11 protein-coding genes are annotated in these 13,787 nt (G+C 47.0%); all 11 read right to left on the bottom strand.

Annotated elements, in window-relative coordinates; translation table 11 throughout:
• Positions 1-15: 15 nt before the first annotated feature.
• The gene (locus B7990_RS06935; RefSeq protein WP_088640286.1) at positions 16-843 is read right to left on the bottom strand and encodes a glycosyltransferase family 2 protein; all 828 of its coding nucleotides are present in this window, start codon (positions 841-843) and stop codon (positions 16-18) included.
• Complete coding sequence (locus B7990_RS06930; RefSeq protein ID WP_088640285.1) at positions 840-2,039, bottom strand: CDP-glycerol glycerophosphotransferase family protein; 1,200 nt, start codon at positions 2,037-2,039, stop codon at positions 840-842. The genes B7990_RS06935 and B7990_RS06930 overlap by 4 nt, the downstream gene beginning before the upstream one ends.
• A gap of 11 nt (positions 2,040-2,050) precedes the next feature.
• On the bottom strand, positions 2,051-2,872 hold the full coding sequence (locus B7990_RS06925) for a glycosyltransferase family 32 protein (protein ID WP_088640284.1): 822 nt from the start codon (positions 2,870-2,872) through the stop codon (positions 2,051-2,053).
• Positions 2,873-3,790 (bottom strand): glycosyltransferase, encoded by a 918-nt coding sequence (locus B7990_RS06920; protein WP_088640283.1) that lies wholly within the window; start codon positions 3,788-3,790, stop codon positions 2,873-2,875.
• Entirely contained in the window at positions 3,787-5,082 is a 1,296-nt protein-coding gene (locus B7990_RS06915; RefSeq protein ID WP_141099232.1) for an O-antigen ligase family protein, read from the bottom strand. Before B7990_RS06915 ends, B7990_RS06920 begins: the two co-directional genes overlap by 4 nt.
• A gap of 19 nt (positions 5,083-5,101) precedes the next feature.
• Positions 5,102-5,848 carry a WecB/TagA/CpsF family glycosyltransferase gene (locus B7990_RS06910; protein ID WP_088640281.1) on the bottom strand — a complete coding sequence of 249 codons (747 nt, stop codon included), beginning with the start codon at positions 5,846-5,848 and terminating at the stop codon, positions 5,102-5,104.
• A 12-nt stretch (positions 5,849-5,860) separates the two neighbouring features.
• Positions 5,861-7,231 carry a nucleotide sugar dehydrogenase gene (locus B7990_RS06905; RefSeq protein WP_088640280.1) on the bottom strand — a complete coding sequence of 457 codons (1,371 nt, stop codon included), beginning with the start codon at positions 7,229-7,231 and terminating at the stop codon, positions 5,861-5,863.
• Between the two features lie 90 nt (positions 7,232-7,321).
• Entirely contained in the window at positions 7,322-10,087 is a 2,766-nt protein-coding gene (locus tag B7990_RS06900; RefSeq protein ID WP_254917375.1) for a CotH kinase family protein, read from the bottom strand.
• A gap of 150 nt (positions 10,088-10,237) precedes the next feature.
• A complete protein-coding gene (locus B7990_RS06895; protein WP_088640278.1) occupies positions 10,238-11,074 on the bottom strand; it encodes an EamA family transporter in 837 nt (278 codons plus the stop codon).
• A gap of 39 nt (positions 11,075-11,113) precedes the next feature.
• Positions 11,114-11,467, bottom strand: coding sequence for a four helix bundle protein (locus B7990_RS06890; protein WP_088640277.1), 354 nt, complete (start codon positions 11,465-11,467; stop codon positions 11,114-11,116).
• 39 nt (positions 11,468-11,506) lie between these two features.
• Positions 11,507-13,786 (bottom strand): lytic transglycosylase domain-containing protein, encoded by a 2,280-nt coding sequence (locus tag B7990_RS06885; RefSeq protein ID WP_088640276.1) that lies wholly within the window; start codon positions 13,784-13,786, stop codon positions 11,507-11,509.
• Between the last annotated feature and the right edge of the window lies 1 nt (position 13,787).

Here is a 13,787-nt window from a genome sequence, read left to right as displayed (position 1 = left end):
TTTAATCAGACAACATCACAGCACAAACCACTTGATAAAGCGGGCAAGCGTCTTTGGCGATTTGCTGAATTTAAAAGAAAACAAGGCAAGTCGCCAACGCTTCGCAAAATCAGAAACAGATTTCGCGTTTAGCTGAACATCTCTGGCAATGCGTTCACGCGATGAGCCGTACACCCTGAAGAAATCAGGGTGTTTTTTTAGTATAAGATTCCAGGCCGTCAGTACAGACGACGGCTTGACCGAAATGGAATCCTTTTGCAAGCAATAATCCACCAGAGGTTCTTCAATGCAATAAATGGAAAAACTTTTTTGTGCACGCACCAGCATCTCGAACTCTTGAAAACGAGGCATTTCGGAATCAAAGCGTTCCTGCTTGAATACTTCGCTTTTGCCGACCAGAGTCTGCGTCCCTATGGACATCGGCACTTCATCTTTCGGCAAGAACCCTTCGTGAAAGTAGTCCGAGACCAGCCCCACCTTTTCTCCACCGACCATTCTGTTCATCCGGCAGAAAACAACGTCGGCACCCGTATTCTGGAGCGTCGCCAGCTGCTTTTCAAGCTTATCCTGATGCCAGATGTCATCGCTGTCCTGGAAAGCGATATAGTCGCCCCGGGCATGTGCGATGCCGTTATTCCGTGCAGCACAGGCGCCCGCATTTTCTTGGCGCACATAAACAATCCGGCTATCGCTAAAGCTCCCTACAACCTCGGCAGTATTGTCAGACGACCCGTCATCGACAATGATGAGTTCAATATCCTTGTAAGTTTGACCAAGGATGCTTTCGATGGCCCTAGGCAAGATATGCGCCCTGTTATAGGACGGAAGAACAACCGAAATCATTCCACCTCCACTTTATAGCGGTCACAGATTGCACGATACATATTTTCGCTATAGCACGTCCCTGTAATTGACGGGTCCTCGAACAAGTCGTTCAGCAGATTCGTCGGCGTCATGTTTCCCGATTCAATCAATCCAATGAGTTCGTCTACAGACTTCGCGCGATCCTTTACAACGCGGCCGTACGCATCGTTCAACGAGGAATACGACAGGTAATCTTCTTCGTCAGGCACAAAGAACACAACGGGACGCTTTAACAAGGCGTAATCGACGCTGCAGCTGGAATAATCCGTCACGAGGCAGTCGGCGGCCATAAGCAAATGCTGGACCGATTTCACGTTTTTGTCACCAAGGACACGGAAATTCGGATTAGAGGAATCCATCTTGAACGAAGTCAGCGGATGAAGCTTCACCAGGAAAAGGATGTTATGCGTTTCCAAAAAGTCTTTGAACTTTTTGCTTGCCGCCAATTCATCAAGGATATCCTTAACCATATCACGGTGGGTATTCGGGCTTACGCGGTATGTAGGCATGTAAAGGACGACCTTTGAAAAAGTGTCAACATCGACATCCGACAGCAAATCCCGCTTCTGCACATTAGAAAAGAACAAATCGTTACGCGGCTGCCCCGTTATGACAATAGATTCGCGCTTCACGCCAAACTGCTCCATCGTGCGCTCCGCCGTATATTCCGAAGTCGCAAGAGACAAATCGCGATAGACCCAGTTAAAAAACAAGTCTACCGTCTTTTTCATTATGAGCTTTTTGCCATGATAATTTTCATTGTAGATCTTTTTGAATCCACCTACACCATGCCATAGCGAAACGACCTTGGCCCCACCCACCAAAGGGATCCTTCCAAAATCTTCAAGGCCATTCGTCATGATAGCGACACCGCACCGCAGCGCCACGGCAATTCCCCGAAAAGAGGTACTGAGGTATACTTCGTAGCCGAGGGCGCGAACCTGTTTTACAACCGCAGGATTACGCGAAAGCCAAACACAGCGCACCCCCGGATGATTCTTGTTCACATATTCAAAAAGGAACTTCGCATTGTCATCGTACTTGCTCCCCATCCAGCAGCCAAAAACCCAAATTTTCTTGTTCCGAAAAGGGAGCAGCTTTAAAAGGTGAAAAATAATCCCCACCAAAGGAAGCGAGAACTTGCGCCATTCAAAAATTTTAGACAGGCTCTTCATATCGCGACAAATCAACGGCCCAATTTTATCCGTCCGACACGCTTGTTATTCTTTATCTTGGAGGCGTGCCTAGAAATCAAGACGACCATCCACATCGGGAGCAACAGGTAAATCCATTTTTTGACAAAGCCAAAAGAAAGGATGTCCCTGCGGCAGAACTTTTTCCAGAAATAGGAGCCCACCACCTTTTCAAGGACCGGGTTTTCGGATCCGGCATCACGCCAACTTCCCAATCCGTTATGCACGCAGACATTGTTGCCGTCATAGGTGTTGATGGTAAAATATGAATCCGGATAGATTTTCATATCCGCAAATACCAGAGGTTTGCCATCAAAATGGACCAAGGTCCCCTTATAGCCATACATGTCCATGAACACCTTGGTAATAATGCACGGCATTGCATTCAAGTCGCATTTCCCATTCGGCAAAATAAAATGCCTGTCATGGTAGTATTCGAGGCACTTCTTTATAAAAGGGTGCCCCGGTTCAGCACCAATGGCGTGAGCCGCAATCTGGTCGGTAAATTCCGTACCGATAAACAGTTTGTTTTCGAGGAACTTGTCAAAATTACCGTTGACCGTAACATCGGCATCCAGGTATATTCCTCCAAACTTGTCAAGCACCCACAAGCGGAAATAGTCCGTCACAAACGCCCATTTCTTTCGGGAATAGGCTTCACGGGCATACAAGAAATCCTGGTAGGGAAAGTTACTCGCGTTCCATTCTACAATTTCATAACCTTCCAAATGTTCACGCCAAGACTGCAAACAGCGCAACACCGTTTCGTCTTTCTTTTCGGACATCCAAAGGTAATGTATCTTCTTAGGAATCATCTACACGCTCCACAGAGATCTAAAAAATTTTCGAGTATTCCTGAATATGTATGGGGAAATCCACTGCACAACAATCAGCATTTTCAAAAGCACCGCCACAACTGAAGACAAGTTCTTTTTCGTATAGCGGACTTTTGAAATTTCCGACTGTATTATCGAAAAAGAACCATAACGATCAACATCATCCAGCTTTCCGCGACCGCCGCGGACAAGATGCACCACAGAAGGACCTTCAATGATTCTACGTTTCAGGCCGATATTTTTCATGTGCCATTGCATATTCGTTTCTTCGTAATACAAAAAGAAATCTTCATCAAATCGCGCATGAGGAGAATTCTTTACAAACAGGGCGGCGCCATTTACGAAATCGACATCGCCGACAATCTTTCCGTAAACAGGCACGGGACGAAGTCTTGAAATATCCATACGCAAAAATTTCATCACATTCTTTACGTAAAACGCAAGCAAGTGATGCAACCCAGCCTTGAGCAACTGAAACTTCTGCGGAAACCCGCCATACGACAAAGTCAGCTTCCCGTCGGCATCTAGCAAGTTGCAACCCAGTGCGCCCAGGCTTTCGCCATCATGAGCTTTCCAGTAATCGTAAAATTCCTTGATGGCGTTATTGAGCAAAAGCGTATCGCTATTCAAGTAAAAGACAAATTCACCCCGGGCAACATCCAGCCCACGGTTGTTCGCCGTGCCAAAGCCCAAATTGGCCTTATTCTCGACAAGCACAACTTGCGGAAACTCTCTACGGACCATTTCAACAGAACCATCAGCAGATCCGTTATCCGAAACAATCACTTCAAAAGACACGTCTCTTGTTTTTTCGTAAACGGAGCGCAGGCAGTCCCGCAACAAGTCACAAGTATTAAAGCTAACGATAACGACAGAAACACAAACAGAGGAACTCATTCGTCTTCCTCCACGGCATCCTCGTCATCCTGTCTTCGTAATTTTTCAAAATACGTTTCGTATTCAGCTTGCAGTTCTTCCCTACGGTCAAACTTGCTTTGAATATGCCCGATACAGAACCAGTAAAGGAACGGCTGCAAAGTTCCCAATTCCCAAACGGCGGCGCCAATCATGGCCACCAAGCAAAAGCAAAGTGTGCAAAATTCAAAAAAGGCATATTTAAAAATCTTCAGTCCGCAAGAAAGCGTATAAAGACAAATGCCCAGAAGAAGAACAAGACCGAAAATACCGAGTTCTGCGGCAACGCGAATATAATCGCTATCAGGGATTCCCATATAGCCTTCTTCCACAGCGCCATGCCCATAGCGCCCAAGCCCACTGCCAAAGAACGAAATATCCTTAAAGAACGTGTCGAATAGCGCAAAACGGTCCCCCACAAGGCTACCTTCGTAGTTCACCGAGCGGTTCAATATGTATTCAATAAAATCGACATCGAGATAGTTCATCACAATAAAGAAAATTCCAATTCCAAAAACAATAGTTCCACCCCAGAGCATATAGAGCAAATTACGGGCCGGCAACTTTTTCATTGTCGCATAGAACGTCAACGCCACAAGGAACAGCACTCCAAATGCAATCGACACACGCTGCTGCGCAAAAAACAGGCAGAAAAAGCTCAGCGCAAAGCATGCCAAATCAAATTTCCGATAGCAATTGTCTACAACAATTTTCTTGGCGGCATACATAAACAAGAACAATGACGAATAGCCAATAAAGTAAGAATGCGGCCAGAACGAGGACATTCTGGTAAACTCATACAGCAGCTTTCCAGAGAGGTCGTTTACATTCGAATCAAAATTATTCCAAATAACATCAGCCTTATAGCTCACATAAAAATAAGGCTGGAAAAAATAAAAGTAGACACCGCACAGCATCGCGAAAAACAGCGGCTGCCGGAAATTTTCGAAAAATGCATCCGTCTTAAAATGCTTGCTTCTTGCAATAAAATAAAAAAGCAATGGAATAATCTGAGCCCTTATTCCCAGATAGTACAACCTGAACGAGTAGGCATATTCAACAAAGAAATAGCTGACAAGACTGTAAAGCAGATAGACAAAGACGACGCCGTCGAACCATTTCCACCGAATCGAGGAATAGCTGACCAGGACGGTGCCAACGACAACAAGAATTAAAACAAAAGAAACATCTCTAAAGCCAAACATTAAACTTGCGGCTATCGCAACTAAATACCAGTAATAGTATTTGACAATGTTGACTAAAAATTTTTCCAAAAGTTCAATTCCCGAGAAATTACTTTTGCTTTCGATACTTCCACAGCAACTTCAAAAAGCGCCAATCCCTCAGCACATATCTCTTGAACATGCGCCCCGGTTCTTGCCACATACGGAAGAACCATTCGAGACCATAATCAGACATCCACTTGGGGGCACGCTTCTTCAGGCCTGCCGCAAAATCAAGGCTCGCGCCGACACCAATGCATACAGGAACATTCAGCACGTCCTTATACTTGCTGATAAACACTTCCTGCTTCGGGCAGCCAAAAGCAACAACCAGAATATCCGGTTTTGCAGCCTTGATCTGTTCCAAAACCTTTTCGATTTTCTGAGGATCCGTTTCAAAATCAAAATCTGGCGACAGGCAGCCCACGACCTGCAAGCCTTCATACTGCTGTCGCATGTTCTCGGCAGCTTTCTCCGCAACGCCAGGAGCAGCCCCCAAAAAGAATACTTTATACCCTCTTTGAGCAGAAAGTTCGCACAGCTTAGGCAAAAAATCAGATCCCGATATTTTTTCCTTAATCACGCCACCATAATACTTGGAGAGCCACACTATAGGCATACCATCTGCAAGGACCAGGTCCGCCTTGCTATAGGCATCGCGCAGCTCCTGACTCGATTCCAGAAGAACAAGATGATCGACGTTTGGCGTTACAATAAAAGAGTTATTCCTTTTCTTTACCAATTCATCAGCGACAGCGATAGCCTCATCCATAAAAAGGCTATCAATCATCACATTCAAAAAACGGACTTTCGACATTACAAAATACCCTTACTCCGCTTTACCCTTACCGATGCAGGTCACTTCAAACCCAATCCTGCGAAGAGCATCGGCATCCAAAATATTACGGCCATCAAATACAAATGCAGGCTTCGTCATCACGCTGTAAATGCGATTCCAGTCGAGTTCCGCAAAGCATTTCCACTCCGTACAGACAACAACAGCATGAGCGCCTTCAACAGCCTTATAAGGATCTTCTTCGAACTTCACCTTTTCAAGAACGTCCTTCAGGTCACGCTTGGCATCAGGAATCGCCTTCGGATCGGTCACGACAGGCTCGGCATGTTCAGCAAGCAAGTCGCGCACCACGAGGTTCGCCGGACTTTCGCGGGTATCGCCCGTATTTGCCTTGAATGCAAAACCGAACACGGCAATTTTCTTGCCCGCAATCGTATTGAACATGGTTTCAAGCATGCGGTCCACCACACGGTGCGTCTGCCATTCATTGATCTTCACGACGCTTTCCCAGTAGGCAGCCACCTCCGGCAGTCCATAGTAGCCGCAAAGGTAGACGAGGTTCAAGATATCCTTCTTGAAACAGCTACCGCCAAAACCGATGGAAGCCTTGAGGAACTTGGAACCGATGCGGCGGTCCTTTCCCATAACATAAGCCACTTCATCGATATCGGCGCCCGTGCGTTCACAAAGCGCGCTAATGGAGTTGATGGAACTGATTCTCTGTGCAAGGAAGGCATTCGCCGTAAGTTTCGTGAGTTCGGAACTCCAGAGGTTCGTCGTGAGGATGCGGTCACGCGGCACCCAATGGGCATAGATGTCCACAAGCTTCTTACATGCAGCAAGTCCCGATTCCGTCTGGTGGCTACCAATGAGCACACGGTCCGGCTCAAACAAGTCGTTAATCGCCGTACCTTCAGCAAGGAACTCGGGATTAGAAAGCACTTCGAAATGGAGTCCCTTGTCATTAGAATTCAGGATACGTTCCATTGCAGCCGCAGTGCGGACCGGGAGCGTAGACTTTTCGACGATGATCTTCCCTTCGTCTGCAATTTCCAGAATGTTGCGAGCCGTTTTTTCCCAGTACTGCAAGTCGGAAGCCTTTCCTGCGCCATGCCCAAAAGTTTTCGTCGGGGTATTCACCGATACAAAAATAATGTCCGCTTCCTTGATCGCCGCCGGGATATCCGTACTAAAAAACAGATTACGGCCACGTGCGCGCTTAACAACATCATCCAAACCAGGTTCAAAAATCGGAAGGTTTTCGCTATTCCAGGCATCAATACGCGACTGGTTAATATCGACAACAGTAACCTTGACATCAGGGCACTTGTCGGCAATAACGGTCATTGTAGGCCCGCCGACATAGCCTGCACCAATGCACACAATTTTAGTTTCCAGACTCATGATTATAAAAGATAGCAATTACAGTGTATACAATTATTCCAAGTACTCAAAATATGCGTTTTTTATAAGTCTTCAAAAATCTTTTCAGGCCTATTTAAACAGCGCCTCGACTTCGTTTACGTATTGCGGCCGTATTATACGCAATGGCGCAGTTTCGCCGTCGCTCCACCCTACAAAAGTACTTCCAGAAAGGGGTTCCGCATAGAGCGTCACCGGATAATCTTCGAAGAAATTCACAGCCATTTTCTCTTCATTGACGGGGAGATTATGCACAAGGATCCTGCCTGGACCGTCTACAGACAAAGTCACAGAAGCCTTTTTCCCAAGCGAAAAGAATTCCTGCATTTCGTCAAATACAATGCCAGGGCGCTCCTTAGCAAAGTCCTTGATGACGTTCAGCTGTTTTGTCATCTTCGAGGCGCTCAGCTTCCAGCGTTTCTGGTCACGGGGAATCTCCGACTGGATCTCGGCCATCATTCCCTCGATACGGGCAAGCACCCGCGAGCTTTCAAAATTCATTTGCAAAAGCACCGCCATCCGATTGACAAACGCAGCCTTGAAACTTTCATTTTCAAGCAACCGGCGCAAAAGCAACGTATGTTCAGGGCCGTTCGGCCAGGAATCGCCATCTTCCGCAGTCGCATATTCAAAAATGTTATTCGAACACGAATTACTTCCGCTATCAAAACCGAAATCCATATCGTAAAGGACCCATTTCCATTTCACGGACGTCCTTTTACCGCGCCACTTCTTGAGGTTATTCGCAGGCCAGTCACGATTATCGGCAAACAGCTCCGTATGCACATAGTTAAGGAAATTATCAATATCAATTTGCGATGCGACATAAGCATAATTTTCATCGACATCGAGAGTGTTCGATTCAAGCCAATCCATAAGGGCCGTGTAATCAATTGACGAACCGGCCAAAACAGAATTTTCCGCATCTAGCAAATCAATTTCATCTTCATCCATCCCATAATGCGTTTCGAAATAATACTCGTTAGAACGCTCACGGATATCGTGTATGCCATAGCACTCGCCATTGTAATACACAACCGCAGGCCTTCCACGCTGATAGTCAACGCCAAGCCCTTCACTTATAGAACTTGCAAGCCTATCCCGGATGTAGTCCTTTCCAAAATTATTGCCATTGTTGCGCAAGATAAAGCCCTTAAACTTGTCCAGATCCGGATAATCCGGGAACAACCTGTAATTAAGGCGCTTATCGCCATATTTTTCACGGAAAGTTACCGCAACAGACTTTTTATTTTGGGTACGGCTGTAATTTCCAAATATCTTGAGCCCGGCCGATTTTGCAAACGCCGGCGAACTCGTTCCCGGCTCCATCAACTCCACCGTCACGGGGATTTCCTTATCAAGCCAGTAATTTGCCCCATAATAGGGGATAACACCGTCCGCAAAATTTCCCCTCTCATAAATTCCAGAATCTGGATCAAAAAGGGAATTAGGATCTGTAGTCAAAAATACGGCAGGGATCGACGGCGCATTTTCAAAGACATAGGTACGGACAAGTTCTTCACCGCGAAAAGCCCCCGCAGAAAAAGAAGCGCAACGGATTGTCATCGTAGAATCGACCTTTATCGATGATGTCAAAGGACTCTCTTCTGTAGGAGCAAGGCCCCCAACAGCACAGCGGACCGGAACATCCTGCGTGAAATTCACCGTAAACGCGTCTGTATAAAAACCTGAAGGAGGGAATTCCACCAAGGAATCTATCGAAGGCGAACGAGCCGGGACAACAGCACCAGCAGAAGCCCCATAGGGAGACGGCTCACCATAGCCGAAGCCCAAAGCCCCCGCGTCGTCCAAGGATCCTAGCGACCATGATTTTTCAGGAGGCAATTTCGGGTATGCGACAGAATCCAGAATTTCTTGATTTTCATTGACGAGATAAAGGCTGCCACCTTTTTTACCAAGCTTAAAATTCGCATGCGGCTCATGCCCACGATTCCTGGCAATGAACGAGAAGGTCTTCATCACGACCTCCTTCTTTTCACGTTTTTCCGGGCTGAAGCGAGTGCCGTAAATATGCGCCAAATCAGGAAATGTCAGATTCTGAGGCAAGATCAAGCGATATACCGTCGAAGAATCGCCCGTTCCAGTCAAGACAAATTCATAACCTTTCCAGTCATCCACATCAGGCTGCGCAAGGCGCATCGACACCTTGCGATCTTTCGTAACAAAAGCATGCAAAAGAATTTCGTTTGCGGCAGAAATATCCACATCATCCGACTTATCCGAAGACCCTGTCCCGACAAACGCAGATATCGATGACCATCCTAGATCGTCATTTTCCCCAAGCCGCATTTTCGTGCCGAACATGGACTTGCCATTTTCCTTAAAGCAAAACTTTTTCTTGCCGTCAAGCGGATCCGCATAACTTTCTCCGGGAACGTCTTCATTTTGCGCATCTGTCCAAACCCAGCAACCGGGGCCAACCATATTCACTGAATCATGCGGAGGCTGAAAGTCTCGCAAATCCTTTCCAGACATGAACACAAGCATAAAATCATTCGGTGCAATTTTTACATTCCCAAATTTCCATTTAACAGGTTCATCGAGATTATCCGTCAGATATGTTCCCGCCAAATCAACCGTATCAGAGGACTGGTTAAAAAGCTCAACCCAGCCAGCGTCGGAACCTTCATGGTCTTTATACACCAGATTTACAGAATTGATCTCGGAGAAAACCACCGAAGAATTCCCTACATACGGGAGTTTTGAAATCGGTTGCGGTTCGTTCGGAATATCTTTTGAACCCGCGACAACAGGATTCGAATCCGAGCACGACGCCACAATAAGCGCTATGCAAAAAGCGACAAAACGATAATCCATCCACACCATAGGCGTGAATATATATTCTTAAATGAATGCGCGAATGTCGCACCGCGTCATAAAAGATTTAAGTAAGAAATGACACGTTATGTCAGTTGATTGTAAGTAGAACTTAGTCAAAAAGGATCATTTGACAGATTAAAAATCAACTCAGGATTTTTTCCTACGCGGTCTGCGAATAATAAAGAGGCAGGCGCCAATCAGCACGAGCGATACAGAAACCACCTTGCCCATCGGGAACGCTTCGTAGAAAACGAGCGCACCTGCAAGCGTCGGAACCGCAGCACCGACAGCAGCGCTAAACGGGATAATGAACAGCGCACGCCCGCGCGAGAACGATACCTGCGAATACAAAAAAGCGATACCGTAAGTAGCAATATAGCCAAGCGTCCTGAAATCCACAAGCAGGTTCGCCACCGACGAAAATTCGATATTGTCGAGGTCAAAATCCATCGCGAGGCTCTTGTAAAAAGCCGCCGAGAGTCCAAAGCCAACTCCCATGATGAGCGAGTCCACCATTTCGCGGTCTTTCACCCAGAGGTGCGCAATCAGCGTTGCAAAGCTAAGCCCGCCCGCATACAGCCAGAGCGTTCCGACATTCTGCACCGCAGTCGATTCACCGAGATTTTCAACAGAGTAAAGGAGGCCTGCCACGACAAAGCAAATCGCGACCACAATGCGCTTGGTCAAAACTTCCTTCAAGATACAGAACCCCATAAGCGCCGTCAGTACCGGATTCAGGACCATCATCGGCTGCACTTGCGAAAGATCGTACTGCGCCATAGCGATGTAATAGCCAAGCGTTGCAAGCCCGGAACAAGCAATTCCAAGCCACCAAAATTTATTCGTAACAATGCCCTTGAAAAATTCCCAAGGATTCGATGTGCCGCCCGTGCGCTTGCCAACAGTGGACACCCCAGATTTCTCCAGGATGTTTCCACAAGCAAATAAAAACGCAGGACCAATGGTAAGAAGAAGAAAGAGCATAGTAAGTTACTAGTTACTAGTTTATAGTTACTAGAAAATTCATCCCTTTTGCATAAGAGAACGAATCATTCGGCTAATTTCATCTAAAAGAATTAATGGCATTTTTAATTTTATTTCATCAATATATCCGATTTCTTTGCATAATAATAACTGAGTCTCTAATTCTGCTGCAGACCCCTTAGCGATTCTCAGAAAATTCATCATTTGACTTTTAGATTCACGTCCACAGCCTTCTGCAATATTAGATGGTATTGATACAACAGCTCTTCTGATTTGATCTGACAAAGCAAAAAGCTCTTCTTTGGGAAGTAACTTTACTATAGCATAAACTTCCTTAGCCAAATCCATCGCTTTACGCCAAACAATTAAATTTTGATAATTCGAAACAGCCATAATCAAAAAATCTAGTAACTAGTAACTCATAACTAGTAACTACTTATCTCGATATATTTCCTGATAGATCCAGTAATTTCCCATGACGCGCTTGACGTAGTCGCGGGTTTCCCAGTAGCTGATGTCTTCGACACGCAAATCCCACGGGAGGCCTTCGCTTTCGGACTGCCAGCGCCTTGTCGGCTTCGGGCCCGCATTGTAGTTGCAAAGCACGTACATGTAGTCGTTTTTGTATTCGTCCTTGAGGTCCACAAGGTAGCGGATACCCAGGCGGATGTTCATGTAGGCATTGTACAGGCGCTTCGGATTAAAGTCCGAGATTTCCTCCTTGTCGGCAAGCATCTTGCCCGTCGCAGGCATAATCTGCAAAAGGCCGCAGGCGCCCGCAGGCGATGTAATCTGGAAATCGAAAATGGATTCCTGGCGCATCACGCTATAGACAAAGAACGGGTCAATGCTCGTGCCCGAATAGTAAACCACAGGGTCAGCATACGGTACCGGGAAGAGGTAATGAAGCACGTCAAGCGGAGGAGACATAAACAAGCGCCTATCCATCTTCGCCTGGAACTGGCGCGCAAGCCTGTAACCGGCAGCCGTTTCGCCCATTTCGTAGAACAGCTTCCCGTATTCATACAGGAAATCCATGCGCTTGAAGTTTTTCTTCTTGATCTCTTCATAGAGTCTGAAGGCTTCCTCTTCAAATCCGTAGAGGAAAAGCTTCTTGATACGTTCGTAGCGTTCCTTGCTGTACGAGGCGTCCGGCTTTCCGAGCTTGTTTACGGAGCGGATCCAGTCGATTGTCGCCGCATGGGACATCGGCACTCCATGAGCGTAAGGAATCTTTTCCGACGGCAGCAGGCGATTATCCAAGAGCTTCGTGCGGCTGCGGTGGGCATAGTACGAAAGCGGGAAATCCTTGATGCAGTCGAGGTAGGCTGCACGGGCAAGCGAATCCTCGCCCATCTTCATGTACGTATCGCCAAGGAACATCCTGGATGCACTGCCGCTCCAAAGGAACGGATCCTTCATCGCATCGCGGAAATAGGCCGAAGCTTCCACCCACATGCCACGCTTAAAGTAGCAGTAGCCAATGCGGAATCTCGCCCACTGGCGCCTCAGATTGCTCTTGAAACGCTTGTGGATGAGCTTCTTGTAGCATTCTATCGCCTTGTCATACATCAGCTTCTGTTCAAATTCAAAGCCACGCAACCAGAGGTTGTTCGCATTCTCGTTGCTGAACTGGCTCACATCCTGCAAAAGCGAATCATAGCTGTGGATTTCTTCGTCAAAAAGCCCCGCAGCTTCCTTGCGGTAAAGCTTGAGAATCGCCTGGATCCAGGACGGGCGCGGGTCCACATTTTCGATCAGGAAGCGGTACTGTTCAATAGCATCTGCATTACGGTTCAGCGAGCGGAGTGCAGCCGCACGTTTTTCCCACAGCGTAATGCGGGTGTTCAAATCCAGAGTGCTCTTTTTCAAGCGGGCATAGGCCGGATCGTCAAGCACCACGGCCGAGGCTGGATTTTTCTGGACCTGCTGGGCATCCAGAATCTGGATGGAATCAAGCAACTCCAGACAGCTTTTCATTTCGTCCTTCGTGCAGGCCATCTTCGCATACGCGACCTTTTCCGCAAGCGATTCCGGGGCGCCAAGCACTTCTCTCAAGCGGCGCACAGAAGCATAAGCAGAATCCTTGTACGATGTACGGCTCGTCAAAAGCTTCATGTACATGCGCTTCGCCTGCTTCAGCTGGTATGAATCTTCCAAATAACGGGCATAGCGGTACTTGAGCGGATCCACATCATCGCCATCCGGATTTCCATTGAGGTAGACCATCAACGAATCCGCACGGGCCACATCGTTCAGCGAATAATCAGCCATTGTCGCTTCAATTCTCAAGCGGTCAGCGGCATCGCGCCAGGCCCTATCGTTTTCCAGACTCTTTTCAAGGCGCAGCGTCTCGCGCATTTTGGCAAACTTTTCCTGTTTAAAGTTCGCCTTCGCCATGCGCAGCACTACAGTCCCCATCAATTCAGGCTCACGGTGGCGCAAGGAATTATAGGCCACATAAGCGCTATCCCACTGTCCACTGTAATAGAAATAGGCCGCACGGGCAAAATCGCGGTGGTTCTGCGAAATTGAAATATCGTTCATTGTTTTTTTTGCACGGGCCGCACGGATAACCGCATCCTGGAACTGGTCCGGAGCAATCATTTCCTGTTCCGCAAAAGGCGACTTGTACGTAGAATATACGGAGCCATCCACCTGCGCATACAAAGCAGCAGTGCAAACAAATAACAACGAATAAAATAATTTCATC

Origin of the sequence: Fibrobacter sp. UWB4, from assembly GCF_002210345.1 — a bacterium.
In the GTDB taxonomy this organism is placed as follows: domain Bacteria; phylum Fibrobacterota; class Fibrobacteria; order Fibrobacterales; family Fibrobacteraceae; genus Fibrobacter.
This window is presented reverse-complemented; position numbering and strand designations above follow the sequence as displayed.